This window comes from Modestobacter sp. VKM Ac-2984, assembly GCF_026967985.1.
GTDB lineage: Bacteria > Actinomycetota > Actinomycetes > Mycobacteriales > Geodermatophilaceae > Modestobacter.
The window spans coordinates 523,760-548,590 of sequence record NZ_JAPVBJ010000002.1 but is presented as its reverse complement, the minus strand read 5'-3'; the positions used below and the strand labels follow the sequence as shown (position 1 = coordinate 548,590).

At 74.8% G+C, this 24,831-nt stretch carries 26 protein-coding genes and 1 riboswitch; of the genes, 13 read left to right on the top strand and 13 right to left on the bottom strand.

From position 1 onward, the window contains the following. Positions 1–1,137, bottom strand: a 1,137-nt coding sequence (locus O2W16_RS06510) for a putative PEP-binding protein (RefSeq protein WP_269157995.1), incomplete at its 3' end; no start/stop codon positions are given. Positions 1,138–1,362: 225 nt separating this feature from the next. Between O2W16_RS06510 and O2W16_RS06505 the strand changes: the two genes are divergently transcribed. Genes O2W16_RS06505 through O2W16_RS06490 form a run of 4 tightly spaced genes read left to right on the top strand, consistent with a single transcriptional unit; the run spans position 1,363 to position 5,658 of the window. Further along, complete coding sequence (locus O2W16_RS06505) at positions 1,363–2,130, top strand: DeoR/GlpR family DNA-binding transcription regulator (protein ID WP_269158121.1); 768 nt, start codon at positions 1,363–1,365, stop codon at positions 2,128–2,130. Next, positions 2,127–3,149: a 1-phosphofructokinase family hexose kinase gene (locus O2W16_RS06500; protein ID WP_269157994.1), complete on the top strand. Its 1,023-nt coding sequence runs from the start codon at positions 2,127–2,129 to the stop codon at positions 3,147–3,149. Before O2W16_RS06505 ends, O2W16_RS06500 begins: the two co-directional genes overlap by 4 nt. 20 nt (positions 3,150–3,169) lie before the next feature. Beyond that, positions 3,170–5,365: a PTS fructose transporter subunit IIABC gene (locus tag O2W16_RS06495; protein ID WP_269157993.1), complete on the top strand. Its 2,196-nt coding sequence runs from the start codon at positions 3,170–3,172 to the stop codon at positions 5,363–5,365. A gap of 32 nt (positions 5,366–5,397) precedes the next feature. After that, on the top strand, positions 5,398–5,658 hold the full coding sequence (locus O2W16_RS06490; protein ID WP_269157992.1) for an HPr family phosphocarrier protein: 261 nt from the start codon (positions 5,398–5,400) through the stop codon (positions 5,656–5,658). A gap of 148 nt (positions 5,659–5,806) precedes the next feature. Here the strand turns inward: O2W16_RS06490 and O2W16_RS06485 are convergent, their stop codons facing one another. The 6 genes from O2W16_RS06485 to pdhA all read right to left on the bottom strand — a co-directional run bounded on the left by O2W16_RS06485 (position 5,807) and on the right by pdhA (position 11,961). Beyond that, positions 5,807–6,427, bottom strand: coding sequence for a flavodoxin family protein (locus O2W16_RS06485; protein WP_269157991.1), 621 nt, complete (start codon positions 6,425–6,427; stop codon positions 5,807–5,809). A gap of 116 nt (positions 6,428–6,543) precedes the next feature. Continuing rightward, positions 6,544–7,005: an SRPBCC family protein gene (locus tag O2W16_RS06480; protein WP_269157990.1), complete on the bottom strand. Its 462-nt coding sequence runs from the start codon at positions 7,003–7,005 to the stop codon at positions 6,544–6,546. Positions 7,006–7,177: 172 nt separating this feature from the next. Next, positions 7,178–8,374 carry an AGE family epimerase/isomerase gene (locus O2W16_RS06475; RefSeq protein WP_269157989.1) on the bottom strand — a complete coding sequence of 399 codons (1,197 nt, stop codon included), beginning with the start codon at positions 8,372–8,374 and terminating at the stop codon, positions 7,178–7,180. Positions 8,375–8,376: 2 nt separating this feature from the next. Beyond that, the gene (locus O2W16_RS06470; RefSeq protein ID WP_269157988.1) at positions 8,377–9,849 is read right to left on the bottom strand and encodes a dihydrolipoamide acetyltransferase family protein; all 1,473 of its coding nucleotides are present in this window, start codon (positions 9,847–9,849) and stop codon (positions 8,377–8,379) included. Then, positions 9,849–10,823, bottom strand: coding sequence for an alpha-ketoacid dehydrogenase subunit beta (locus tag O2W16_RS06465; RefSeq protein ID WP_269157987.1), 975 nt, complete (start codon positions 10,821–10,823; stop codon positions 9,849–9,851). Before O2W16_RS06465 ends, O2W16_RS06470 begins: the two co-directional genes overlap by 1 nt. A 1-nt stretch (position 10,824) precedes the next feature. Then, positions 10,825–11,961, bottom strand: coding sequence for a pyruvate dehydrogenase (acetyl-transferring) E1 component subunit alpha (gene pdhA, locus O2W16_RS06460; protein WP_269157986.1), 1,137 nt, complete (start codon positions 11,959–11,961; stop codon positions 10,825–10,827). A 215-nt stretch (positions 11,962–12,176) separates the two neighbouring features. Here pdhA and O2W16_RS06455 point away from each other — a divergent pair, with 215 nt between their 5' ends. After that, positions 12,177–12,668 (top strand): Lrp/AsnC family transcriptional regulator, encoded by a 492-nt coding sequence (locus O2W16_RS06455; RefSeq protein WP_269157985.1) that lies wholly within the window; start codon positions 12,177–12,179, stop codon positions 12,666–12,668. 163 nt (positions 12,669–12,831) lie between these two features. Further along, a complete protein-coding gene (locus O2W16_RS06450) occupies positions 12,832–13,422 on the top strand; it encodes a hypothetical protein (RefSeq protein WP_269157984.1) in 591 nt (196 codons plus the stop codon). 10 nt (positions 13,423–13,432) lie between these two features. Here the strand turns inward: O2W16_RS06450 and O2W16_RS06445 are convergent, their stop codons facing one another. Both O2W16_RS06445 and O2W16_RS06440 read right to left on the bottom strand, forming a co-directional pair. Continuing rightward, complete coding sequence (locus tag O2W16_RS06445; RefSeq protein ID WP_269157983.1) at positions 13,433–14,902, bottom strand: AAA family ATPase; 1,470 nt, start codon at positions 14,900–14,902, stop codon at positions 13,433–13,435. Between the two features lie 68 nt (positions 14,903–14,970). After that, positions 14,971–15,222, bottom strand: a complete 252-nt coding sequence (locus O2W16_RS06440) for a DUF3253 domain-containing protein (RefSeq protein ID WP_269157982.1) — start codon at positions 15,220–15,222, stop codon at positions 14,971–14,973. 55 nt (positions 15,223–15,277) lie between these two features. Here O2W16_RS06440 and O2W16_RS06435 point away from each other — a divergent pair, with 55 nt between their 5' ends. Then, complete coding sequence (locus tag O2W16_RS06435; RefSeq protein WP_269157981.1) at positions 15,278–16,234, top strand: aldo/keto reductase; 957 nt, start codon at positions 15,278–15,280, stop codon at positions 16,232–16,234. Positions 16,235–16,275: 41 nt separating this feature from the next. Next, positions 16,276–16,794 (top strand): hypothetical protein, encoded by a 519-nt coding sequence (locus tag O2W16_RS06430; RefSeq protein WP_269157980.1) that lies wholly within the window; start codon positions 16,276–16,278, stop codon positions 16,792–16,794. Positions 16,795–16,800: 6 nt separating this feature from the next. Here the strand turns inward: O2W16_RS06430 and O2W16_RS06425 are convergent, their stop codons facing one another. From O2W16_RS06425 to O2W16_RS06415, 3 genes are all read right to left on the bottom strand, one after another. Next, positions 16,801–18,129, bottom strand: coding sequence for a serine hydrolase domain-containing protein (locus O2W16_RS06425; RefSeq protein ID WP_269157979.1), 1,329 nt, complete (start codon positions 18,127–18,129; stop codon positions 16,801–16,803). Positions 18,130–18,156: 27 nt separating this feature from the next. Continuing rightward, positions 18,157–18,504: a DUF3817 domain-containing protein gene (locus O2W16_RS06420; RefSeq protein ID WP_269157978.1), complete on the bottom strand. Its 348-nt coding sequence runs from the start codon at positions 18,502–18,504 to the stop codon at positions 18,157–18,159. A gap of 169 nt (positions 18,505–18,673) precedes the next feature. Next, the gene (locus tag O2W16_RS06415; RefSeq protein ID WP_269157977.1) at positions 18,674–19,852 is read right to left on the bottom strand and encodes a C40 family peptidase; all 1,179 of its coding nucleotides are present in this window, start codon (positions 19,850–19,852) and stop codon (positions 18,674–18,676) included. Positions 19,853–19,868: 16 nt separating this feature from the next. Then, a riboswitch (cyclic di-AMP (ydaO/yuaA leader) is annotated at positions 19,869–20,024 on the bottom strand. Between the two features lie 218 nt (positions 20,025–20,242). Between O2W16_RS06415 and O2W16_RS06410 the strand changes: the two genes are divergently transcribed. The 5 genes from O2W16_RS06410 (at position 20,243) to O2W16_RS06390 (ending at position 23,980) form a co-directional block, all read left to right on the top strand. After that, positions 20,243–20,740: a hypothetical protein gene (locus O2W16_RS06410; RefSeq protein WP_269157976.1), complete on the top strand. Its 498-nt coding sequence runs from the start codon at positions 20,243–20,245 to the stop codon at positions 20,738–20,740. A gap of 4 nt (positions 20,741–20,744) precedes the next feature. Next, positions 20,745–21,203 carry a GNAT family N-acetyltransferase gene (locus tag O2W16_RS06405; protein ID WP_269157975.1) on the top strand — a complete coding sequence of 153 codons (459 nt, stop codon included), beginning with the start codon at positions 20,745–20,747 and terminating at the stop codon, positions 21,201–21,203. Beyond that, positions 21,200–22,783, top strand: coding sequence for a phytoene desaturase family protein (locus tag O2W16_RS06400; protein ID WP_269157974.1), 1,584 nt, complete (start codon positions 21,200–21,202; stop codon positions 22,781–22,783). Before O2W16_RS06405 ends, O2W16_RS06400 begins: the two co-directional genes overlap by 4 nt. Before the next feature lie 150 nt (positions 22,784–22,933). Continuing rightward, entirely contained in the window at positions 22,934–23,089 is a 156-nt protein-coding gene (locus O2W16_RS06395; protein WP_269157973.1) for a hypothetical protein, read from the top strand. A 57-nt stretch (positions 23,090–23,146) separates the two neighbouring features. Then, complete coding sequence (locus O2W16_RS06390; protein WP_269157972.1) at positions 23,147–23,980, top strand: YhjD/YihY/BrkB family envelope integrity protein; 834 nt, start codon at positions 23,147–23,149, stop codon at positions 23,978–23,980. Here O2W16_RS06390 and O2W16_RS06385 read toward each other — a convergent pair. Beyond that, positions 23,970–24,824, bottom strand: coding sequence for a PPK2 family polyphosphate kinase (locus O2W16_RS06385; RefSeq protein ID WP_269157971.1), 855 nt, complete (start codon positions 24,822–24,824; stop codon positions 23,970–23,972). The genes O2W16_RS06390 and O2W16_RS06385 overlap by 11 nt on opposite strands. Between the last annotated feature and the right edge of the window lie 7 nt (positions 24,825–24,831).

Here is a 24,831-nt window from a genome sequence, read left to right as displayed (position 1 = left end):
CAGGCCGGGGTCGCGGCGGGCGGTGCGCAGCCCGCGGACACCGAGGGCCGGGTTGGCCTCGTCCGGCGGGGTGGCGAACGGCAGCGGCTTGTCCGAGCCGGCGTCCAGCGTGCGGAGGACCACCTTGCCGCCGGGGAAGGCCGCGAAGACGCCCGCGTAGATCTCCGCCTGCTCCTCGACCGTCGGCTCCTCGGTGCGGCCGAAGAAGGCGAGCTCGGTGCGGAGCAGGCCGACCCCCTCGGCGTGGGCCGCCGCCGCGGCCCGCGCCCCGGCGCCGTCCTGCACGTTGGCCAGCACCTGGACGAGGTGCCCGTCGCGGGTCGTGCCCGGGCCGCGGTACCCCGCGAGCGCCGCAGCGGCCTCCTGGGCGGCGGCGACCCGGGTGCGGGCCTCGTCCGGGTCCGGGTCGACGGTGACGGTGCCCTGCTCGCCGTCGACCAGCACGAACGAACCCTCGGGGACGTCGGAGAGCCCGCCGACGCCCACCACGCAGGGCAGGCCGAGCTGGCGGGCGATGATCGCGGTGTGGCTGGTGGCCCCGCCCAGCCGGGTGGCCAGCGCGATGATCCGGGCGGGGTCCAGGCCGGCGGTGTCGGCCGGGGCGAGGTCGTCGGCCAGCAGCACCGACGGCGTCTCGGGCGCGGGCACCCCCGGCTCCCCCTGACCGGTCAGCTCGGCGACGATCCGGTCCCGGACGTCGCGGACGTCGGTGGCCCGCTCGGCCATCACGCCACCCAGGCTGACGAACAGGTCGACGAACTGCGCTGCGGCGCCTACCGTGGCGGCCTCGGCGGACGAGCCGTCGCCGATGCGCTGCTCCACGGCCGACAGCAGCCCCCGGTCGCGGGCCAGCTGAGCGGTGGTGTTGAGCACCTCGGCGCTCACCCCGGTCGCTGCCGCCGCCCGGGCGGCCAGCCGCGCAGCCACCGCGTCGGCCGCCGTGGTGAACCGTTCCTTCTCGGCTGCGCGCTGCTGCTCCGGGACGACCGGGCCCTCGGCGGGCGGCAGCTCGACGGACCCGACCGGACGCACCACCGGGCCGGCGGCCACGCCGGGGACCACCGGCGTCCCGGTGAAGACCGACGCCCCGGTCAGGGCGTCCGGAGCGATCCGGGTTCCGGTCGGCGTGGTGGACATCGGGACCTCACTGTCTGCTCGGACCGGGCGGGTGCGTCCCGCCGGTGAGCTCCGTCGTAGATGGCTGGGGGCGACGCAACGACAATGGTGCATCCGGTGACCAGAGTCACCGCAGAGCCTTGACTTGTCAACTGATCCCACGTAGAACAACATGAAAGCAACGCCATAGCCACACGATCGGACATCAACCGCTCGTGGCGACGGGGCACGGACCCGGGGGTGAGCATGTACGCGGAGGAACGACAGCAGGCGATCGCCGGGCTGGTCACCCAGCGCGGCCGGGTCGCGGTGACCGCGGTCGCCGAGCACTTCGGCGTGACCACGGAGACGGTCCGCCGCGACCTCGCCCTCCTCGAACGCGCCGGGATGCTGCGCCGGGTGCACGGCGGCGCCGTGCCGATCGGGACGCTGACCGCAGTGGAGCCCGCGCTCGGGGTGCGACGCGGCACCCGTACCGAGGCCAAGCGTCGGATCGCCACCGCGGCGCTGGCCCTCCTGCCGCCCGCCAACGGCAGCCTCATCCTGGACGGCGGCAGCTCGACGGCGGCCCTGGCCGAGCTGCTCCCCGGCGACCGCCCGCTGGTCGCCGCCACCAACTCCGTGCCGATCGCCGCCCGGCTCTCCGGCTCCCCGGGCATCACCCTGCACGTGCTCGGCGGGCGGGTCCGCGGGATCACCCAGTCCGCGGTCGGGGAGTCCACCGTTGCGGCGCTCACCGACCTGCGGGCCGACATCGTCTTCCTGGGCACCAACGGGATCAGCGCGGGGTACGGCTTCTCCACCCCCGACGAGGCCGAGGCCACCGTCAAGCGCGCGATGGCGCGCGCCGGGCAGCGGGTCGTGGTGCTCGGCGACAGCAGCAAGCTCGGCCGCGAGCACCTGGTGCGTTTCGCGGCCATCGAGGACGTCGACGTCCTGGTCACCGATGACGAGGCCGACCCGGCCGTCGTCGCCGAGCTCGAGTCACAGGGGATCGAGGTGCTCGTCGCATGAGGACGGACTCCACACCGGCTGGGCGGGTGGTCACGCTGACCGCCAACCCGAGCCTGGACCGGACGCTGGACCTGCCCGGCCCGCTGGACCGCGGGGCGGTGACCCGGCTGGGCTCCAGCCACACCGAGCCCGGCGGCAAGGGCGTCAACGTCTCCCGCGCCGTGGCCGCCGCGGGGGTGGAGGTCGTCTCGGTGCTCCCGGCGGCCGACGACGACCCGATCGTGCGGGCCCTGCGGGAGCTCGGCCTGACCCTGGCGAGCGTGCCCATCGACAGCCCGGTGCGCACGAACTACACCCTCACCGAGCCCGACGGGACGACCACCAAGCTCAACGAGCCCGGCGCCCGGCTGGACGAGGCGGCGCTCGAGGCGCTGCAGCGTGCCCTGCTCGACCACGCCCGCACCGCCAGCTGGGTCGTGCTGTCGGGCTCGCTGCCCCCGGGGGCGCCCCGCGACTGGTACGCCACCCTGGTCCGCGCGCTCCGCGGCACGGGTGCCCGGATCGCCGTCGACACCTCCGAGGAACCGCTGCTGGCCCTGCTGGCCGCCGGACCGGACTCGGTCCCCGACCTGCTCAAGCCCAACACCGAGGAGCTGGCCCAGCTGGCGGGCCTGCCCGAGGAGGCAGTGACCAGCGACCCCGAGGCCGCGCTGGCCGCGGTCGCTGCCCTGCACCGGCAGGGCGTGGCCGAGGTGCTGCTGACCCTCGGCGCCGATGGGGCGCTGCTCTCCACCGCGGACGGGGAGCTCTGGTCGGCCCGCCCGCCGCGGGTCACCGTCCGCAGCACGGTCGGCGCCGGCGACTGCAGCCTCGCCGGCTACGTGCTGGCCGACCTCGCCGGCGCCGCACCGGCCGACCGGCTGCGGTCGGCGGTCGCCTACGGCGCCGCCAGCGCCGCGCTGCCCGGCTCCGCCGTGCCGACGCCCGCGCAGGTGGACCCCACCGGGGTCACCGTCACCGCCGGACTGCCCGGCCACCCGACTCCCGCCGAGGCCGCCCCGGCCGCCGGCGCCCGCTGAGAACACCCGGGAGACGCACCATGTCCGAACTCATCACGACCGAGCTGGTGGCGCTCGACGCCGACCTCGGTCACGACAAGGGATCCGTCGTCCGGCAGCTGGCCGGCCTGGTCGCGGCCAGTGGCCGGGCCACCGGCGCCGACGACCTGCACGCCGATGCGATGGCCCGCGAGGCGAAGGCCGCCACCGGGCTGCCCGGCGGCATCGCCATCCCGCACTGCCGCTCCGCCGCGGTGACCCAGGCGTCGCTCGCCTTCGCCCGGCTGGACCCGAAGGTCGACTTCGGCGCCCCCGACGGCCCGGCCGACCTCGCCTTCCTCATCGCGGCACCCGAGCACGGCGACGCCGACCACCTGACGCTGCTCACCGCGCTGGCCCGGGCGCTCGTCCGCCCGGAGTTCGTGGCCTCGCTGCGCGCGGCCGGCAGCGCGGAGGAGGTCGTCGCCCTCGTGCAGGACGTCGTCTCCCCGCCCGAGGCACCGGCCCCGCAGACCACCGGCGGCGCCACCACGGCCGCCGCGGCGGCGCCCGCACCGGCGTCGGCGCCCGCACCGGCTGCGGCGCCCACTACGGCAGCAGAGCCCTCCCCGGCTGGCTCGCGCAGCATCGTCGCGGTCAGCGCCTGCCCCACCGGCATCGCGCACACCTACATGGCCGCCGACAAGCTCACCGCCGCGGCGAAGGAGATGGGCGTCGAGCTGCACGTGGAGACCCAGGGCTCCTCGGGCTCGACCCCGCTGGACCCGTCGGTGATCAGCCAGGCCGCCGCCGTCATCTTCGCCGTGGACGTCGGGGTCAGGGACCGCGATCGCTTCGCCGGCAAGCCGCTGGTGCAGTCCGGGACGAAGCGGGCGATGAACGAGCCCGAGGTGATGATCCGCGAGGCCCTCGCCGCCGCCGACGACCCGAACGCCCGCCGGGTGCCGGGCACCGCCGAGTCCGGGGCAGCGGCCGCCACCGGCAACAGCGACCGACCCAGCACCGGCGCGGAGATCCGCCGCTGGCTGCTCACCGGTGTCAGCTACATGATCCCGTTCGTCGCCGCGGGCGGTCTGCTGATCGCGCTGGGCTTCCTCTTCGGCGGCTACCAGATCGTCAACGTCGACCCGGCCGGTGACGGCGTGCAGAGCTACGCGCTGAACTGGGCGCTGAACAACAACTTCCTCAACCTGCCGACCGCCGAACCGCTCGAGGGCCTCAACGACGGGTTCTGGGGCTACCTCGGCGCGCTGTGCACCGTGCTCGGGCAGGCCGCCTTCGGGTTCCTCGTCCCCGCCCTGGCCGGGTACATCGCCTACGCGATCGCCGACCGGCCCGGCATCGTGCCCGGCTTCGTCGTGGGTGCGGTCTCGCTCACCGTCGGTGCCGGCTTCCTCGGCGGCCTGGTGGGCGGCATCATCGCCGGCTTCGCGGCGCTGTGGATCAGCCGCTGGAAGCTGCCGGCCTTCGCGCGCGGCCTGCAGCCGGTCGTGATCATCCCGTTGCTCGCCACGTTCATCTCCAGCGGGCTCATGGTCGTCGTGCTGGGGCAGCCGCTGGCCGCCGCGCTCGAGGGGCTCGGCGACTTCCTCAACGGGCTGACCGGCGCCGCCAGCATCGTGCTCGGGATCATCCTCGGCCTGATGATGTGCTTCGACCTGGGTGGCCCGGTGAACAAGGCGGCCTACGTCTTCGCCACCACCGGGCTGACCGCGGCCATCGCGGGTGAGGGCGGCCAGCAGCAGCTGGTCATCATGGCCACCGTCATGGCGGCCGGGATGGTGCCGCCGCTGGCGATGGCGCTGTCCAGCACCGTCCTCCGGCCGAAGCTGTACACCCCGGCCGAGCGGGACAACGGCAAGGCGGCCTGGCTGCTCGGCGCCTCGTTCATCTCCGAGGGCGCCATCCCGTTCGCCGCGGTCGACCCGCTGCGGGTGATCCCGTCGATGATGCTCGGCGGTGCGACCACCGGGGCGATCGTCGCCGGACTCGGCCTGGAGCTGCAGGCTCCGCACGGCGGGTTCTTCGTCTGGTTCGCGATGAGCAACTGGGCGTTGTTCTTCCTCGCCGTCCTCGTCGGCGCGGCCGTGGGCGGCGTCGCCGTCACCCTCGCCAAGAGCGTCGGCGGGACCAAGCGGGGAGAGCCGCGGGCCAGCGACCTCACCGCTGACCTCGACGGGGACTCCGGCGCGGGCACCTCCCCGGCGCGCCCGGCCGTCGCCGGACCGGCACACTGACCTCCAGCACGCCGACCAGAAAGCAGGCACCGATGCCCTCCAAGACCGTGACCGTCGGCTCCGCCGTCGGACTGCACGCCCGCCCGGCGGCCCTGATCGCCGAGGCCGTCTCCAAGTCGGGGGTGCCGGTGACGCTGGCGACCCCCGGCGGGAACCCGGTCGACGCCGGGTCGCCGCTGATGATCATGACGCTCGGCGCCAAGCAGGGCACCGAGGTCGTCGTCGACAGCGACGACGAGGCGGTGCTCGACCGGATCGCCGGCATGGTCGCCAGCGACCTCGACGCCGACTGACGGACCCCTCTGCCACGACCGCTCGCGAGCTCGCGGCGGGGCCCTGCAGAGGGGCCGCACCCGCACGACGACAGCGCCCGTCCCCGGTGGGGGGACGGGCGCTGTCGTCGTCTCGGGTCTCGCCGCCCAGCAGGCCGGCGGGCAGGGCTCAGGAGGCCGGCGGGAAGGGCGAGGCCTTCAGCAGCCGGGCCAGGTGCGCGGCGTTGCGGGCCACGGTGGCCGTCGTCGTGGCGACCGCCTCCGGCGTCTCGTCGAGGTCCTGGTAGTCGGTGCCGTGCATCGCCTCGCCGTTCCAGTACGTGGCGCCCTGGGCCGGGATGCTGAAGCCGACGTCGTCCAGCGCCTGGAACAGGTCGGCGCTGATCTTGTGCGCGCCGTCCTCGTTGCCCACGACGGCGACGATGCCGACCTTGCCGAACACCAGCGGACGCCCCTGGTCGTCGGTCTCGGAGATCTCGGCGTCCAGCCGCTCGACCACCCGCTGGGCCACGCTGCTCATGTGCCCGACCCAGGTCGGGGTGGCCAGCAGGAGGACGTCGGCGGCCAGGATCTTCTCCCGGATCGACGGCCAGGCGTCGCCGTCGCCCATGTCGACCTCGACGCCGGGCTTGACGTCGTGGTCGACCACACGGAGGAGCTCCCCCTCGATGCCATGACCGGCCAGGGCGTCGAGCACCTGGCGGGCCATCAGGTCGGTGCTGGAGGGGGCGGGCGAGGGCTTGAGGCTGCAGGTCAGCGCGAGCGCGCGCAGCGGGGTCGTTGTGGTCATGATCCAACCCATGCCCCATCCGGTCGTGCACTGCACATCGGATCCGGCCGCACACGCGACGGCGCCCGCCTCCTCGAGGTGAGGAGGCGGGCGCCGTCGTCAGGTCGCTGGCGAGCTCAGCCCTCGCGCGGCACGTCCCCGCGCCAGGCACCGGTCTCGGTACCCCGGCTCTCGATGAACTCCTTGAACCGCTTCACGTCGGCGCTGATCTGCCGGTCGTCGACGCCGACCGCGGCACCGACCTTCTCCACCACGCCCTGCGGCTCCCAGTCCAGCTGGACCATCACCCGCGTGGTGTTGTCGCTGATCTTGTGGAAGGTGACGACGCCGGCGTGCTTGGCCTCGCCGTCGGTGCTCTTCCAGGCCACCCGCTCGTCGGGGTGCTGCTCGGTGATCTCGGCGTCGAACTCCCGCTCGACCCCACCGATCTTGGTGACCCAGTGGGTGTGCCGGTCGTCGAGCTGGGTGATCCGCTCGACCCCGTTCATGAACTTCGGGAACGACTCGAACTGCGTCCACTGGTCGTAGGCCTGCCGGATGGGCACGTCCACGTCGATCGACTTCTCCACGTTCGCCATGGGAGCCTCCTCTGCTCAGGGATCTCGTCCGTCCAGCACTCACTACCCGGTGGTGCACGACGGATACACCCGGAGTGACCCGACACTCCCCGACCGGTGATCACCACGGGCTGACGGCTGCCTCGCGCCCGCCCAGGCAGCCATCAGCCCGATCTCGACGCCGGGCGATCGGTCAGCGCGAGGCGAGGACGGCGGCGGCCACGCTGCCGCGCACCGGTCGCCCGGGCAGCAGCAGCATCTGCGCCAGGTGGTAGGCATCCGGCTTGCCCGCCCAGGTGCCGCTGCCGACCGCGCCCTCGGGGGTGAGCTCGTGGTGCCAGCTGCCCACGGCCGGGTCCAGGAACAGCCGGTCGCCCAGCTCCTCCCAGCGGTGCTGCAGCGACGACGTGCGCGGGTCGCCGTGCACGGCGTGGCGCACGGCCGCGGCGGCGACCGCCTCGGTGAGCACCCAGTGCATCCGGGCGCCGACCACCGGCCGGTCCGCCCAGTCGAGGGTGTACGGGAAGCCTTCGTGCCCGTCGGCCGCCCAGCCCCGCTCGGCGGCGGCCAGGAACAGCCCGTCGGCGTCGGCGTGCAGCCAGCCGGGGGCGTGCTCGCCCAGCGCCGCGGCCAGGTGCAGGCACAGCCGGGCCCACTCGAACTGGTGCCCGACGGTGACCCCGTACGGGCGGAACGGGTCGGCCGGACGGTCCCGGTTGAACTCCGGCAGCGGCTCCCAGGACGCGGTGAAGTGCTCGGGCAGCCGCCAGTCCCGCTCCCGGGCCCACCGGTGCACGATCCGCTCGGTCGCCCGCAGGGCGTGGGTGCGCAACCGGGCCGCCGTGCCGGGGTCGGTGGGCGCCAGGGCGTCGGCCGCCGCGAGGGTGGCCTCGACCCCGTGCATGTTGGCGTTGGCGCCGCGATAGGGCTCGCTGGTGGCCCAGGTGCGGTCGAACGACTCGGCGGCCAGGCCCTCGTCCTCGTCCCAGAAGCGCTGCTCCCAGACCCCCAGCGCCTCCTCCAGCAGGTCCCGGCCACCCGCGACGCCGGCCACGGTGGCGGTCGACCCGGCCAGCATCACGAAGGCGTGCACGTACGCGGCCTTGCTGTCGTCGTCGGCACCGGCGCCCACCGCCGACCGCCAGCCGCCGTGCTCGGCGTCGTGCAGCGGGCCCTCGCGCAGCGCGGCCACGCCGTGGGCAGCGAGCTCCTCGGCACCCGGCTCGCCGAGGAGCGCGCCGAGGCCGAAGACGTGCGCCATCCGGGCACTGATCCACGTCTCCACCGGCATGTCGGCGCGCACCTCCCCGTCGTCCCCGAGGTAGCCGAACCCCTCGGGGACCCGGGAGCCGGCGGCGAAGGACAGCAGCGGCCTGAGCTGGGTGCGCACGGTCAGAACGTGAGCGCGGTGCCGGGATCGTGCACCAGCGCCCCCACGTCGGCCAGGAAGCGGGAGCCCAGCTCCCCGTCGACGATGCGGTGGTCGAAGGAGAGGGCCAGCTGGGTGACCTGCCGCGGCACGACCTTGCCCTTGTGCACCCAGGGCATCTGCCGGACGGCCCCGAAGGCCAAAATCGCCGACTCGCCGGGGTTGAGGATCGGCGTGCCGGTGTCGACGCCGAAGACGCCGACGTTGGTGATCGTGATCGTGCCGCCGGTCATCTCCGCGGGCTGGGTCCTCCCGGCCCGCGCGGTCTCGGTGAGCTCGCTGAGCGCGCCGGCCAGCTCGGCCAGCGACAGCCGGCCGGCGTCCTTGATGTTCGGCACGATCAGGCCGCGCGGGGTGGCCGCGGCGATGCCCAGGTTCACGGCGCCGTGGACGACGATCTCCTGGGCCGCCTCGTCCCAGGAGCTGTTGACCATCGGGTGCCGCTTCGCCGCCAGCAGCAGCGCCTTGGCCACGAACAGCAGCGGGCTGACCTTCACCCCGGCCAGCTCCGGCCGGGCGGCCAGCCGCTCGCGCAGCTTCATCGTGCGGGTGACGTCGACGGTGAGGAACTCGGTGACGTGCGGCGCGGTGAACGCGCTGGCCACCATGGCCGCGGCGGTGTGCTTCCGCACCCCCTTGATCGGGATCCGGGTGTCCCCGGCCGCGGCGACCTGGGGCTCGGCCGGCGGGGCCAGCGCGGCGTCGACGTCGGCGCGGGTGATCACCCCGCCCTCGCCGGTGCCCCGGACCGTGGTCAGGTCGATGCCGAGTTCCTTGGCGTACTTGCGCACCGGCGGCTTGGCCAGCGGGCGCAGGGCACCGCGGCCGGCGGTCGCGGACGACGCCGACACCGCGGGGTCGGCGGGCCGGCGAGCCGCCGCCGCTTCGGCCGCGCGAGCGGCCTCCAGCCCACCGTGCCGGACCGGCTTGACCGTCGCGTCCGGGGCGGTGGCCAGCAGCGGCGGCCGGTCGCCTCCCGAGCCGTAGTCGGCCTCGGGGAGGACCTGCGGCGCGGTCACCTGCGCGGCCGCGACCGGCTGCCCCCGGCGGGGACGGCGCTTGGCCTCGGTGCTGCGCGGGCCGTAGCCGACCAGCACCGCCGTCCGGCCGTTGGCGTTGGTCTCCCCGATCAGCCCGGACCCGGTGCCCTCGGCTGCCGGTGCGTCCGCGGTCGGGGCCGCAGCTGCACCGCCACCGACGTCGATCGTGATGATCGGCGCGCCGACGTCGACCGTCGTCCCGGCGTCGAACAGCAGCTCGGTCACCGTGCCGGCGAACGGGCTGGGCAGCTCGACGGCGGCCTTCGCCGTCTCGACCTCGCACAGCGGCTGGTTGACGGTGACCGTGTCGCCCACGGCGACCAGCCAGGACAGGATCTCCCCCTCGGTCAGCCCCTCCCCGACGTCGGGGAGCTTGAACTGGCGCAGCTCGGCCATCAGAAGCCCATCGCTCGGTCGACGGCGTCGAGCACGCGGTCGAGGTCGGGGAGGTAGTCCTCTTCCATCTTCGACGGCGGGTACGGGGTGTCGTACCCGCCCACGCGCAGCACCGGCGCCTCCAGCGAGTGGAAGCAGTGCTCGGTCACCCGGGCGGCGATCTCCGCGCCCAGGCCGAGGGTCACCGGCGCCTCGTGCACGACCACGCAGCGGCCGGTGCGGCGGACCGACTCGTAGACCGGGTCGAGGTCCAGCGGGGAGAGGGTGCGCAGGTCGACGACCTCCAGCGAGCGGCCCTCCTCGGCGGCGGCGTCGGCGGCCTGCAGCGCCGTCTTCACCATCGGCCCGTAGGCGAGCACCGTGACGTCGTCCCCGCCGCGGACCACCCGGGAGCCGAACAGCGGGTCGGGGGTGCCGTCGGTGTCGACCTCGCCCTTCTCCCAGTACCGCCGCTTGGGCTCGAAGAAGACGACCGGGTCCGGCGCGGCGATCGCCTGCTGGATGCCCCAGTACGCATCGGCCGGGGTGCTCACCGCGACCACCTTCAGGCCGGCGGTGTGCGCGAAGTAGGCCTCGGGGCTCTCGCTGTGGTGCTCGACCGCGCCGATGCCGCCCCCGAAGGGGATCCGGATGACGATCGGCATCGGCAGCTTGCCCCGGGAGCGGGCGTGGATCTTGGCGACCTGGGTGACGATCTGGTTGTAGGCGGGGAAGACGAACCCGTCGAACTGGATCTCGCACACCGGCCGGTAGCCGCGCATGGCCAGGCCGACCGCGGTGCCGAGGATGCCCGCCTCGGCCAGCGGCGTGTCGACGACGCGGGCCTCGCCGAAGTCCTTCTGCAGGCCGTCGGTGATCCGGAAGACCCCGCCCAGCTTGCCGATGTCCTCGCCCATGAGCACGACCTTGCCGTCGTCCTCCATGGCCTTGCGCAGGCCCAGGTTGAGCGCCTTGCCGATCGTGAGCGTCTGCACGTCAGTTCCCCTCGAAGGAGGCGTGGTACTCGACGAACTCCGCGCGCTGCTGGGCCAGCTCCGGGGTCTGCTCGGCGAAGACGTGGTCGAACATCTCCGTCCCGGCCGGGTCGGGCATCTCCAGCGTGCCCTTCCGGATCCGGGCGGCGAGCTCGTCGCCCTCGACGTCGACGGCGGCGAAGAACTCGGGGCCGGCGATGCCGGTGCGGGACAGGTGCGCCTTGAGCCGGGCGATCGGGTCGCGCAGCTTCCACTCCTCCAGCTCACCGGCCAGCCGGTAGCGGGTCGGGTCGTCGGAGGTGGTGTGCGCGCCCATCCGGTAGGTGAACGCCTCGATGAAGGTGGGGCCGGAGCCCTCGCGGGCCGCGGCCAGCGCCGCCCGGGTCACGGCCAGCACGGCCAGGACGTCGTTGCCGTCGACCCGCACGCCGGGGAAGCCGAACCCGGCGGCGCGCTGGTAGAGCGGTACCCGGGACTGGCGCTCGATCGGCACGCTGATCGCGTACTGGTTGTTCTGGCAGAAGAAGACGACCGGTGCGGCGAAGGTGGCCGCCCAGATCATCGCCTCGTTGACCTCGCCCTGGCTGGTCGCGCCGTCGCCGAGGAAGGCCAGCGCCGCGTTCTCCGCCCCGTCGCGCTGCAGGCCCATGGCGTAGCCAGTGGCGTGCAGGGTCTGCGCGCCGATGACCACGGTGTAGAGGTTGAAGCTGCGGGCGACCGGGTCCCAGCCGCCCTGGTCGACCCCGCGGAACAGGCTCATCACGTGCAGCGGGTCGACGCCCCGGGTCCAGGCGACGCCGTGCTCCCGGTAGGTGGGGAAGGCCATGTCGCCGTCGACGAGGGCGCGGCCGGCGCCCACCTGGGCCGCCTCCTGGCCGAGCAGCGAGGCCCAGATGCCGAGCTCGCCCTGGCGCTGCAGGGCGGTCGCCTCGGCGTCCCACCGGCGGACGAGGGCGAGGTCGCGGTACAGGCCGCGCAGCTCGTCGTCCGAGATGTCCAGGCGGTAGTCGGGGTGCTCGACCCGCTCGCCCTCGGGGGTGAGCAGCTGGACCAGGTCCGGCTGATCCGGCAGGTGTGGCGCGCCGGCGCCCGGTACGGGGTCGACCACTTCGGTGGTCTTCTGCTGCAACGCGGTCACGCCACTCTCCTCGCCGTCTGGCGGAGCCCGGGGTCACCGGAGCGCCCGTCGCTGGACGTCCATGCGGCGCCGAGGATGTGGCGCCACTCACACATGGTGGCACGCCGGGCCGCGTGTGGAGAAGATCACTCACCGACCGATCTGCGCAACCACCTCCGACGCCGTTGCGCAGAAAGTCCACTGCGTGCCCACCCTCGCCTGTCAGACTGAGCAACGTGCCAGCCCTGGACGCCACCGACGCACGGCTCCTGCTCGCCCTGTCCGAGGACCCGCGAGCCACCGTCCTCGCGCTCTCCCAGCAGCTCGGGCTGGCCCGCAACACCGTGCAGGCGCGGCTCGGCCGGCTGGAGTCCAGCGGCGCCCTGGACCCCTTCGAACGGCGGGTGCGACCCGAGGCGCTGGGCTACCGGCTGGGCGCCTACGTCACCGTGCAGGTGGTCCAGCGCAGCCTGGCCGACGTCGGCGAGGCGCTGGCCGCGATCCCGGAGGTGCTGGAGGTCATCGGTCTCTCCGGGGTCGCCGACCTGCTGGTCCAGGTGGTCGCGGTCGACGCCGACGACCTGTGGCGGATCACCGAGCAGGTGCTCGCCATCCCGGGCGTCCAGCGCACGGACACGAACCTGGCGCTGCGCCGGTTCGTCGACCACCGGATGACCCCGCTGCTGGAACGCGCCGCCGGGTCCCTGCCGGTCGCCGACCTGGACTGAGCACACAGTGAGCCGGGAGGTCGTCGAGGTCGCCGGCCAGGCCCACCAGCTCTGGATCGACCGAGCCGCCCTGGGAGGCCGACCGGGTGCGGCACCGCTGAGCCGGCCCGCCCGGCCCGTCGGCGAGACCTGACCGAGATCCTGCGGGAGCATGCTCCCGGCCATGTCCCGGACGACGCCGGTGATCCCGGCACTCCTGGCCACTCTGGCACTGGTGCTGACCAGCTGGGTCCTGGCGACCCCCGCGTCGGCCTGCAGCTGTGCGGGACTGGCCGTCCCCGAGCAGTTCGAGCGGGCCGACGCCGTCTTCGCCGGACAGCTGGTCTCCCGCGAGGTGCGCGGCGGGGCGAGTAGCACCGACCCCGCCCTGCACGTGTTCGCCGTGGAGGCCGTGTTCAAGGGGACGGCACACGCTCGGCAGGGCGTCGTCTCGGCCGCCTCCGGCGCCAGCTGCGGCCTCGAGCTCTCCGGTGACGGACCGTTCCTGGTCTTCGCCGACAGCCCCGGCGAGCAAGGGGACGGCCCGTACACCGCCGGCTTGTGCGATGGCACTGCACCGGTCACCCCGGACCTGCTCTCCGAGGTCCGGGCCCTGGGTGCGGCGACGGCGCCGGCAGACCCGCTCCCCGGCTCGGCCGGCACCGAGCTGCCGTCCGCACCGCTGCCCTGGGTCGGCATGGTGGCCGCCGCAGGCGCAGCCCTGACCGTGCTGGCGGGCCTGCTGGTGCGCCGGTCCCGGCGCCGCGGCGCCTGATCGGCGCGCCTCAGCCCGGCGCGCTGCCGAGCAGGGTGCGGGTCATCGCGTTGCGGGTGTCGAGCAGCTCGCCCAGCGCACCGGAGAGGTCGGCGGCGGACACGCTCAGCGGCCCGGTCGCAGTCCGCTGGGCCGCCAGCAACGCCGCCCGGCGCAGCAGCTCCTTGAGGAACGACGCCGTCACCCCCTCGGTCCGGGCCAGGACGTCGTCCAGCCCGCTGGTGTCGACCTCCAGCCCGCCCCGGTAGAGGTCGAACAGCGCCCGGCGGGCCTCGGCGTCGGGCAGCCGGAGCTCCACCGCCTGGTCCACCCGCCCCGGCCGGGCCGCCAGCGCCGGTTCGAGCAGGTCGGCCCGGTTGGTGGTCAGCACGAAGACGACGTCGGCGTCCTCGGCCAGCCCGTCCATCTCGTTGAGCAGCTGGAACAGCAGCGGGTGCTGGCCGGGGTGCATGCCGCGGTCCTCGGCGATCAAGTCGACGTCCTCGATGACCAGCATCGCCGGCGCCAGCGCCCGGGCGACCGAGCATGCTTCGGCGATCAGGTGCAGGGCGTTGCCGGTGAGCTGCAGGACCGTCGTCCCGACCAGGGTGCTGGTCAGGTACCGCACCGTGTGGGTCTTGCCGACGCCGGGCGGCCCGTACAGCAGCACGCCGCGCTTGAGGTGCTGCCCGGCGGCCAGCAGCTGCTCCTTGTGCCGCGCCACCTCGACCACCTGGCGCTGCACCTCGGCCAGCGTGTCCGCGGCGAGCACCAGCTGGTCGGCGGCGAGGGTCGGCCGGCGGTGGAACTGCAACAGGGTCTGTCCGTGGCCGAACACCTCGGAGCCGAACGACAGCACCTGGCCGCGGAACACGTTCTGCGCCATCGCGGCGGCGCGGATCTCCGTCGCCGCTCGCGCGGCCAGCTCCGGGTCGGTGCTGACCACCTGCACCGTGGTGTTCGGCAGCCCCGACTCCGGCTCCGGGCCGCGCACCAGCACCGCGGTGCGGGCCGACCCCTCGGTCACCAGGTAGACGCCGCACCGCACGCACGGCCGGGACTCCCCGTCCGGGCCGGCCGCCCGGTTGACCCGGGACGCGTTCCCCGGCCGGGGCCCGTACGGCTCCTGGGTCTCCGGCGCCGCCGACAGCAGCTCCCCCAGGCCGAACGGCCGGTGCTGGAAGCCGACGACGCCGACCAGCTGCCAGGTGCGCCCCGCGCCGGCCAGCCAGGTGTCCAGCCCGGCCTGGACGTTGACGTGCTCGTAGCTCGGCCACGCCTCCTCGACGACGTCGAGCTCCGCGCCCGCCTGGCCGAGGTGTGCCAGCAGCAGGCCGGCCAGCGTCGTCCGGTCCTCGGCGCGGGCGGCCCCGACCACCGCGCGCACCCCCCGGCGGACCAGCTTGCCGACGTCGGCGAGCTCCGGCCGGGGCGCCGCGGGCAACGGTGGGTCGAACTCGAGCCGGAGCTCCGATCGGTACGCCTGTCCGTCGACCGCCACGCTGCCCTCTTCCCGTACGCCGGTGGAGATCGCACGCTAGCCACGTCCGGCCGGCGGGGACAGCGGTTTCAGCGGGGCCGGCGGACCCGCACCGGCCCGCGCGCGGTGCCGACGTCGACCACCTCGCCGGACTGGGTGACCTGGGCCGCGCCCGCCCCGGCCAGCCGCCCGGCCGCTGCGCGCGCGGCCGGCATCAGGTCCCGCCACCCCTCGGGGTCGACGGCCCGGGCCGCCTCCGACGGGCAGATCGAGGCACCGGGACGGCGCTGGTCCAACAGGGCGCCGATGGTCTGCTCGAGCACCCGGTCGACGTCGTCCACGCACCCAGGATGGGCGGCAGGTGCCCGCGGCGCCGTCCGGTGCTGGGATGGGCCCGTGCCCCCTCACCCCTCGTCCCCCGCCCAGCTGGGTCTCGGCCTCGCCGCCGTCGGCCGGCCGGCGTACCTCACCCTCGGCCGGGACGCCGACCTGCCCGCCGACCGCTCCCCCGCCGTCCTCGAGGCGCGCACCCACGAGCTGCTCTCCGCCGCGACCGCCCTGGGCGTCGAGTACGTGGACACCGCCAGGTCCTACGGCCGCGCCGAGGAGTTCCTCGCCTCCTGGCTGCGCACCGCCGAGGCCGTCCCGTTCGTGGCGAGCAAGTGGGGCTACCGCTACACCGCCGACTGGCGCCCGGACGCCACGGTGCACGAGGTGAAGGAGCACACGACAGCCGCCTTCGAGCGCCAGCTGGCCGAGACGACGGAACTGCTCGGCCCGTGGCTGCGGCTCTACCAGGTGCACTCGCTGACCGCCGACAGCCCGCTGTGGACCGACCGGCCGCTGCAGCACCGGCTGGCCCGGCTGCGCGCCGACGGCGTCGAGCTCGGCTTCTCCACCTCCGGGGCCGCCCAGGCCGACGCCGTCCGGCGCGGGCTGGAGCTGACCGTCGACGGCGCGCCGCTGTTCACCAGCGTGCAGTCGACCTGGAACCTGCTGGAGCCCTCGGCCGGGCCGGCGCTGGCCGAGGCGTCGGCCGCCGGCGCCCGGGTGGTCGTCAAGGAGGGCGTGGCCAACGGCCGGCTGACCGACCGGGGCACCGCACCGGACTCCCCGCTGGTCGCTGCGGCCCGCGAGCGCGGGGTGGGGGTGGACGCCCTCGCGCTGGCGGCGGCGCTGGCCCAGCCGTGGTGCGACGTCGTGCTCTCCGGCGCGGTGACGGTGGCGCAACTGGAGAGCAACGTCGCCGCGCGCACCGTGGACGTGCCGACGGGCGACCAGCCGGCGACCTGGGTGCAGCCCGAGGAGCCGGGGGAGTACTGGGCGGCCCGCAGCCGGCTGGGCTGGCGCTGAGCTCGTTTCGCCCGCCACGCACCCCGGGTAGGGGCGCGACCATGGCGAAGCAGACCCCCTTCGGGACCATCGGCAAGGGCAGGCGCGGCATCAGCGCGCTGGGCTGGGTGCTCCGCGGGGCGGCCGCCGGCGCAGCGGGGACGACCGCGCTCAACGCCGTCACCTACCTCGACATGGTGGCGCGCGGGCGGGGCAGCAGCTCGACGCCGGAGCAGACCGTGGAGAAGCTGGCCGACAAGGCGCACGTGCAGATCCCCGGCGACGAGGAGACCCGGCAGAACCGGGTCTCCGGTCTCGGACCCCTGACCGGGCTCGCCGCCGGTGTCGGGACCGGCATCGTCGTCGGCCTGGCCCGTGCGGCCGGGTTCCGCTCCCAGCCCGCCGTGGGCACCGCGCTGATCAGCGCCGGGGTGCTGGTGGCCGCCAACGGGCCGATGACCGTCCTCGGCATCACCGATCCGCGCACCTGGTCGGCGAGCTCCTGGCTCAGCGACCTCGTGCCGCACTTTGCCTACGCCGTGGTCGTGAAGACGACGATGGACGCCTTCGACCGCCGCTGAGCCCCGCTACGGCACCGTCCAGCCACGCTCGTCGACCCCGCCGGGCACCGGGGCCTCGGGGTCGTAGGGCGTGCGGGTGAGCACGAACGTCGCCACGTCCAGGTGGTCGGGGGCCACCCGCAGCGTCTCGCCGGCGTAGTAGCCGTCCAGCCCCACCCAGGTGCCGTCCTCGCGGGGCGCGAACCGGCTGGCCCGACCCGGCCGGCCGGGCAGTGGCCCCAGGTGCAACAGGCCACCGTCATGCGCGCGCAGCACCAGCGGGGCCGGCCCCCAGAACCAGACGCCGAGCAGGTCCAGCGGCAGCGGCGGCGGGGACGGCGCCCAGGCGTCGACGATCCGGGGCTCGGCGGCCCGCAGGTCGGCCAGCAGCCCCGGCACCAGCGGGTCCAGCCCACTGGTCGTGTTGGCCAGCATCACCGCACCGGCCTGCTCCGACCGGTCGACGAAGACCCCGGCCAGGAAGCCGGGCATCGAGCCGCCGTGACCGACCAGGGTGTGCCCGTCGACCCGCAGCACCTGCACCCCCAGCCCGTAGGCCGACCACCCGGACGCCGACGGGTCGACGCCGGCCGGCACGGTCATCTCCTCCAGCGTCGCCGGGGACAGCACGTCGCCGGTGTCACCGAGCAGGAACGCGGCGAACGCGCCGAGGTCGGCCAGCGTCGCCCACAGCTGCCCGGCCGCCGCCATGACCCCGGCGTCGTGCTCGGGCTCGGGCAGGACGACGTCGGCCCAGGGGTGCACCGCCGAGCCGCGCGCCGCCCGGCCGGTCGGTCGCGGCGTGGTGCGGTCCATGCCGAGGGGCAGCAGCACCTCGTCCCGGACGACCTCGGCCCAGGACCGCCCGCGGTGCCGGGCGACCAGCTCGCCGAGCAGCCCGAATCCCAGGTTCGAGTAGTGGAAGCGCCGCGCGGAGCCCAGGACGACGTCCTCGTCGGTCAGCCGGAGCTCGGCCAGCGACCCGCCGGGGACGCGTTCCCACCAGCCGCCGGGGCTCTCGGAGCTCGCACCGGCGAGGTGGGAGAGAAGCTGACCGACGGTGCGCTCCCCGAACGGCGTGCCGGGGACGTGCTCCTCGAGCAGGTCGTCGAGCCCCAGCCGGCCCTCGTCCCGCAGCCGCAGCACGACCAGCGCCGTCACCGTCTTGCTGATCGAACCGAGCCGGTACTGCACGTCGGCATGCGGCTCGGCCACGTCACCGCGACCGGCCGACCAGGCCAGCCCGCCGTCCCGGACGACGCCCGCGACCAGGCTGGGCGCCCGGCCGTCGCGCTGGACCCGAGCGGTGCGGGCCAGCAGCGTGCGGGCGGTGGCAGGCAGGACGGGCAGGGTCATCGCGCGCTCCGCCGGGTCATCGGGCGGTCAGCCGGCCCGGGCCGGCGTGGCGGCGTCGACCGGGAGCCGGCCGGTGCGCCGGGCCCAGCGCTCGAACCAGATCGTCACCAGCGGCGGCACCGAGGCGGCCAGCGCCAGCAGCCCGGTGACCGGGGTCCAGCGGAGCACCCGCCAGGCCACGAGGGTCACGACGACGTAGACCACGAACACCGCACCGTGGACCGGGCCGAAGACCTGCACGCCCAGCTCGGAGGCGTCCAGGACCCGCTTGACGAACATGCCGGCCAGCAACAGCACCCAGGAGACGGCCTCGGCGATGGCGACGGCGCGGAAGACGCGCGCGACCCTCCTCGGGTCGGTCAGTGCGGCGGGCACGGCACTCCTCGGGGTGGGACGTGGGTGGACTGTGCCCCATCGTGCCCGGCGGGACGGGGCGCCGGTGGGCGTGCCCGCGTGATCGTCGCCACCGGGCCCGGACGCACCGGTGCCCCGGCCGCCGTCAGGCGACCGGGGCACCGGTGGGTGTCACAGGGTGGTGCAGGTGTCAGCCGGCGACCCGACGCATGGCGGTGATCGGCCCCATGGCGTCGATGCTGGCGACCTTGACCACGTCACCCGACGTCGGCGCGTGGACCATCTGGCCGTTGCCGATGTAGATGCCGATGTGGCTGACCGGGCTGTAGTAGGCGATCAGGTCGCCCGGCTGCAGCTCGCCACGGGAGACCGCCCGGCCCGACGCCGCCTGCGCCCGGCTGCTGCGGGGCAGGTTGACCCCGGCCGAGGCGTAGGAGTACTTCACCAGACCCGAGCAGTCGTAGGCGTTCGGACCGGTCGCGGCCCACACGTAGGGCTTGCCACGCTGGGCCATGGCGGTGTTCACCGCGGTGGCGGCAGCGCCGCTGCTGGCCACGACCGGCGCGGAGGGCGCCGGGGCAGCCACCGCGCTGGGCGCGGACGAGCGGGCGGGGGCAGGAGCCGGGGCAGCGGTCCGCTCGTCGCGCGAGGCGGCCTGACTGCTGCGCTCGGCTGCGGCGGCCGCCTGAGCCTCCCGCTCGGCTGCGGCCGCAGCCGCTTCTGCGGCAGCGTGCTGCTCGGCCAGGATGCGAGCGCGCTCGCGCTCCTCGGCGGAGAGCCGGTCGTACTCGGCCTGGTACTCGGCGATCTGCTCGTTCAGGTCGGCCTGCTGAGCGGCGACCTCGGCGACCTGGGCCTCCGCCGCGGCGGCGGCCTGCTCGGCGGCGACCTTGGCCTCGTCGGCAGCGACGGTGGCCTGCTGAGCGTCGCCGAGGACCTCGTTGTTGTGCCCGGCGATGCTGTCCAGCGTGCCCATCCGGTCGAGCATCTCGTCGGCGGAGGAGCTGGTGAGCATGGCCTGCAGCGAGGACAGCTGCTCACCGGTGAAGGCACTGCGGGCGACCTGGCGCACGTGGTCCCGCGCCTCGACCACAGCGGCCTCGGCGGCGACGAGCTGGGCAGCCGCGGCGTCCGACTCGGCCTTCATGCTGGTCAGCACGTCGGTCGCCTCGTGCATCTTCTCGGTCACGACCTCGAGGTCGTGACCGCGGGCGGCGATGAGCTCGGCCGCCTCCTGCGAGGTGGTGGGGGTTTCAGGAGCCGCCAGTGCGGGCACCGGGGCAAGGGCTACGCCACCCGCGATGAACAGGGTGAGCAGGGCCCGTCGGCCGTTGCGGCCATGACGGACGGAGGTGTGCGAACTCGCCATGTTCGGCGGGTGTGTCCTTTCTTCCACCTGCCGCCTACCGAGTTAGCTGACGGGTTCGGGCGGGAAGTCGCCCGGCTCCTCGGGCCCGCGAACGGGCCGTGCGGAGCTTCACCCCAGTGCTGCGGTGGGTCCCCGGTCCACGAGCCCGCGAGTGTTGCGGCGAGCCGTGTGGTTCGGCGGCGGTCCTGTCGGTCGTCACCCGGGTGGGCGACTGCGCTGCCCGTCAGGACCGCTGGTGACCGTACGTGCGTTATGAGCTCGTGACAAACGGCCGGGGCACATTTGTGCAGAAACTCCGGCCGGGTGGTTCAACACGCTCACCGAGGGTGACAGGCTCGCCGGGTGCAGGGGTTGGGCCGCCGCGAGTTCTGTCTCGTACTGCTCCGCCGGATGGCCGACACGCGACCCGACCTGGTCGCCGAGGCGTTGCCCCGACTGTCCGCCGACCGGGCCGAGGCGCGGCTCGCGCACCGTCGCTGGCGAGCTCTTCATCACGCAGAGCGAGCGCCGCGCGGGGTTGCGCTGCGGGCGGCCGTACTGGGCCCCGCCGACCAGGTGGAGGGCCGGCGGTTCGGTGACGTGGACCTCGTCACGAGGCGCTGGCCACTGCCGCTGTGGCCGTTCCTGCGGTGGGAGGTGCTCTCCGGCCCCGACGGCTCGGTGCTGCACGAGCAGCTCGTGCGCGCCCCCGGCGCACCGGTCGCAGCCTCAACACCGGACACACTCCACGTCTGGGAGCACGTGGTGGACGACGTCATCTGCCTGCCCGGTGCGACCGCTGTCGATCCGGGCGTCCCGAGTCGCTTCGAGGTGCACCTCCCCGGTGCGGTGCGGGCCCAGTTCGTCTGGGGGCTGCTGCAGCGGGTGGACGACGGCGCGCCAGGATGACCCGGTGCCGACCCTCTCCACCGCCTCCTGGGACGACCCGGACGTCGCCGCGCTGACCGCCGCCCAGCAGCTGGAGCTGCGGGCCCGCTACGACGGTGCGGGCGAGCCGGGGGTGCCTCCGTCGGCCGCGGACGTGGCCGTCGTGCTGCTCGCCCGGGACGACGACGGCACGCCGGTCGGCTGCGGTGCGCTGCGGCCGCTCGGGGACGCCGAAGCCGAGGTCAAGCGCATGTACGTCGCCCCACCGGCACGCGGTCGCGGCATCTCCCGGCTGCTGCTCGCCGGCCTGGAGGCCGAGGCGCTGCGCCGGGGGTGGACGACGGTGCGCCTGGAGACCGGGGTCCGGCAGCCGGAGGCGGTCGCGCTGTACACGTCGGCGGGCTACCGGCCGGTCGAGGCGTTCGGGCACTACATCGGCGCCGACGACCCGTACGCGGTCTTCTTCGCCCGGGAGCTGGCATGAGCACCCCTGGCATGAGCACCCCTGGCACGACCACCGCGGCCCGGTACGACGCGATCGTGGTGGGCGGCGGCCACAACGGGCTGGTCGCCGCCGCCTACCTGGCCCGCGCGGGCTGGTCGGTGCTGGTGCTGGAGCGGCGGGCGGCGCTCGGCGGCGCCGCGGTCAGCGAGCAGGTCTTCCCGGGCGTCGACGTCCGGCTGTCGGCGTACTCCTACCTGGTCAGCCTGCTGCCCGACCGGATCGTCGCCGACCTGGCGCTGCCGATCACCCTGGTCGACCGCGCCGTCGCCTCGTACACCCCCGTGCGCCGCGGCGATGCGGCCACCGGGCTGCTGGTCGAGCGGGACGAGGGTCCGGAGACGGCGGCCGCCTTCCGGGCCCTCACCGGCTCCGACGCCGAGTTCGCCGGCTGGCAGCGGTTCTACGGCCGGCTGACCACCCTCGCCGAGGACCTGGCGCCCACCCTGACCGGCCCGCTCCCCAGCGAGGCCGAGCTCACCGCACGCCTGCGTGACCCGGGCATGTGGCACGACCTGCGGGAGCGGCCGCTGGCCGACGTCGTCGCCGACCACCTCACCGACGACGACGTCCGGGGGATCGCGCTCACGGACGGGCTGATCGGCACCTTCGCCGACGTGCACGTCGCGGACGGGCTGGCCGGCCGGTGCTTCCTCTACCACCTGATCGGCAACGGCACCGGCCGCTGGCGGGTGCCGGTCGGCGGCATGGGGGCGGTCAGCGGCGCCCTCGCCGACGCGGCGCGGGCAGGGGGCGCCGCACTGCGCACCCGGGCCGAGGTCACCGCGGTCGAGACCCGGGCCGACGGGGTCACCGTGCACTGGACCGACGCCGACGGGACGGCGCACGCAGCCGACGCCGGGCACCTCGTCAGCGGCGCGGCCCCCGCCGTGCTCGACGACCTGCTGGGCGCCGCCCCGGCACCGCGGCCGTCGGGGTCGCAGCTGAAGGTCAACATGGTGCTGAGCCGGCTGCCCGGACTGCGGTCGGGCGCCGACCCTCGCCGGGTCTTCAGCGGGACCGTGCACGTCGACGAGGCCGCCGGTCAGATCGACGCCGCGTACGCGCAGGCCGCGGCCGGGCGGCTGCCCGAGGTGATCCCGTTCGAGGTGTACTGCCATTCCCTCACCGACCCCTCGATCGTCGGCGGCACCGGGCTGCACACCCTGACGCTGTTCGGGCTGCACACGCCGGCCGAGCTCTACGCGGCCGACCCCGCCGGCACCCGGGCCGAGGCGGTGCGCCGGGTGGTCGCCCAGCTGGACGAACACCTGACCGAGCCGCTGACCGACTGCCTCGCCACCGACGGCGAGGGGCGACCGTGCCTGCAGGCGTCCTCGCCGCTGGACGTCGAGGCGTCGCTGGCGATGCCGGGCGGGCACATCTTCCACGGCGACCTGTCGTGGCCGGTCGCCCCCGACCCGGCCGCCGTCGGCACCTGGGGCGTGGCGACGGCGCACCCGCGGGTGGTCGCCGCCTCCTCGGGTGGCACGGTCCGCGGCGGAGCCGTCAGCGGCCTGGGCGGCTTCGCAGCGGCGCAGCACCTGCTCGGCGGTCGCTGACCGGAGTGGGCCGCGCCGGCAGGCGTGAGCGTCCACCGAAGTGGGCAGGCACCGGGCACAGCCGCCTGCTCGCCCGAGCAGGCGCCGCCCCGGGGCCGGCGGAGCCGGCCACCGCGTCCCGCGGGCGTGAGACGACGTCCGGGAGGACCGATGAGCGAGCGACCCGACGACCGACCCGACCGCACCGGGCAGGGCCGGTTGCCCAAGAACCGTGCACGCCTGCTGATCGTCGGCACCTTCCTGCTGATCCTGGTGGTGGCCTTCACCTTCATGATCCTGGTGGGCTCGTCCAACTCGGTCCCCTGACCGAGGTGCCGGGCGCGCCGCCGAGCGCGCCCGGCCCGGACCTGATCACATGACCTGATGCAGGTGGTGAGGGAGGCACGCGGCCTGCTCCAGGCGATGCAGGCCCGGATGCGCCAGCGGGACACCGCGCTCATCGCTGCCGGGCTCACCTTCTACGCCGGGATCGCCGTCGTCCCGGCGTTGGTCCTCTCCCTCGGCCTGACCAGCTGGCTGGCCGGTGCCGACACGGTGCGCGGCCTCACCGACCGACTGACCGAGGTGCTGCCCGGTGAGCTGGGTGCCCCGGGCGCGGTGGAGCGGCTGGCGGAGGCGGGCACGGGCCTCGACGTCGTCGGTGCCCTGCTGACCCTGCTGCCCATCTCGCTCTACGGCGAGGGGCTGCGCCGGGCGCTGCTGCGCTTCAGCCCGTCGCACGACCGGTTCACCGCCTGGCGGGGCCGGCTGCTGGCGCTGCCGCTGCTGGTGCTGGCACCGCTGCTGCTGTACCCGCTGCTGCTGGTCGCGCGGCTGCTCGCGCACCTGGCCGAGACGCCGGGAGTCGCCACGGCGGTCGGCGCGTTCGCCGCCGGCTACTACTCCGTGCTGTTCGCCCTCACGCTGCCGCTGGCGTGGGTCTTCCGGGTGGTCGCGGTCAGCCGGCTGGGCTGGCGGGCCGTGGTCGCCGGGGCACTGTTCACCGCCGCCTGCCTGTCCGGCTTCCTGCAGGGGTTCGTCCTCTTCCTCGCCCTGCCGCTGGACCTCGGCGCCCCGTTCGGCGGCCTCACCGTGGTCGGCGGGGTGATCGCCATCGGGTTCTGGCTGTTCCTGCTGCAGTTCGTGCTGATCGCCGGCTGGCTGTTCACCCAGGCGCTGGACGAGCGCCTCACCCGGGGGACGCCGCTCACCAGCTGATCGGGTGCTCCTCGATCAGCCGGTCGCGCTGCTCGTCGACGTCCCAGGCCGGCTCCGGCAGCCGGGGCTGCAGCTCGGTCAGCGTCTCCAACAGCAGCCGGCTCACCGCCCAGTTCCGGTACCACTTCCGGTCGGCCGGGACGACGTACCAGGGTGCGGTGTCGGTCTCGGTGCGCTCCAGGGCGGTGGCGTACGCCTGCTGGTACTGCGGCCACAGCGCCCGCTCGTCGACGTCCGCGGGGTCGAACTTCCAGCGCTTGCTGGAGTCGTCGAGCCGGGCCAGCAGGCGCTGCTTCTGCTCCCACGGCGACAGGTGCAGGAACACCTTGACCACGGTGACGTCGTCGGCGACGAGCTGGCGCTCGAACCGGACGATCTCCCGGTATCGCCGTTCGATCACCTCGGGGGTCGCCAGCTCCCGCACCCGGCCGATCAGCACGTCCTCGTAGTGGGAGCGGTCGAAGACGCCGACCCGCCCCGGCCCGGGCAGCGCCCGGCGCACCCGCCAGAGGAAGGAGTGCCGCAGCTCCTCCGGCGTCGGCTTGCCGAAGCTGGCCACCGTGACCCCGTGCGGCTCCATCGCACCGACGACGTGCTTGACCACCCCGCCCTTGCCGCTGGTGTCCATGCCCTGCAGCACGAGGAGGACCCGCCGTCGGCTGCCGGCGCTGCCCTCCGCGTACAGCCGCTGCTGCAGCTCGGCCAGGCGGGTCTCGTCCACGCGCGTGGCCTCCCGGGTGGACTCCTTGTCGCCCGGTGCCAGCGGGGTCGACCGCGGGTCGATCTCGCGCAGCTCGATCGGGGCGGCAGGGGCGCGCAGGGCGCGGCGCAGGGAGTCGGGCACCCCCGGA

Bases quoted from the DNA above. Each gene is read 5' to 3' on its own strand.
- O2W16_RS06425 (WP_269157979.1), bottom strand. From the start codon at position 18,129: ATGACCCTGCCCGTCCTGCCTGCCACCGCCCGCACGCTGCTGGCCCGC.
- O2W16_RS06480 (WP_269157990.1), bottom strand. From the start codon at position 7,005: ATGGCGAACGTGGAGAAGTCGATCGACGTGGACGTGCCCATCCGGCAG.
- O2W16_RS06495 (WP_269157993.1), top strand. From the start codon at position 3,170: ATGTCCGAACTCATCACGACCGAGCTGGTGGCGCTCGACGCCGACCTC.
- O2W16_RS06470 (WP_269157988.1), bottom strand. From the start codon at position 9,849: ATGGCCGAGCTGCGCCAGTTCAAGCTCCCCGACGTCGGGGAGGGGCTG.
- O2W16_RS06400 (WP_269157974.1), top strand. From the start codon at position 21,200: ATGAGCACCCCTGGCATGAGCACCCCTGGCACGACCACCGCGGCCCGG.
- O2W16_RS06395 (WP_269157973.1), top strand. From the start codon at position 22,934: ATGAGCGAGCGACCCGACGACCGACCCGACCGCACCGGGCAGGGCCGG.
- O2W16_RS06505 (WP_269158121.1), top strand. From the start codon at position 1,363: ATGTACGCGGAGGAACGACAGCAGGCGATCGCCGGGCTGGTCACCCAG.
- O2W16_RS06430 (WP_269157980.1), top strand. From the start codon at position 16,276: ATGGCGAAGCAGACCCCCTTCGGGACCATCGGCAAGGGCAGGCGCGGC.
- O2W16_RS06485 (WP_269157991.1), bottom strand. From the start codon at position 6,427: ATGACCACAACGACCCCGCTGCGCGCGCTCGCGCTGACCTGCAGCCTC.
- O2W16_RS06490 (WP_269157992.1), top strand. From the start codon at position 5,398: ATGCCCTCCAAGACCGTGACCGTCGGCTCCGCCGTCGGACTGCACGCC.
- O2W16_RS06415 (WP_269157977.1), bottom strand. From the start codon at position 19,852: ATGGCGAGTTCGCACACCTCCGTCCGTCATGGCCGCAACGGCCGACGG.
- O2W16_RS06450 (WP_269157984.1), top strand. From the start codon at position 12,832: ATGTCCCGGACGACGCCGGTGATCCCGGCACTCCTGGCCACTCTGGCA.
- O2W16_RS06500 (WP_269157994.1), top strand. From the start codon at position 2,127: ATGAGGACGGACTCCACACCGGCTGGGCGGGTGGTCACGCTGACCGCC.
- O2W16_RS06410 (WP_269157976.1), top strand. From the start codon at position 20,243: ATGGCCGACACGCGACCCGACCTGGTCGCCGAGGCGTTGCCCCGACTG.
- O2W16_RS06390 (WP_269157972.1), top strand. From the start codon at position 23,147: ATGCAGGTGGTGAGGGAGGCACGCGGCCTGCTCCAGGCGATGCAGGCC.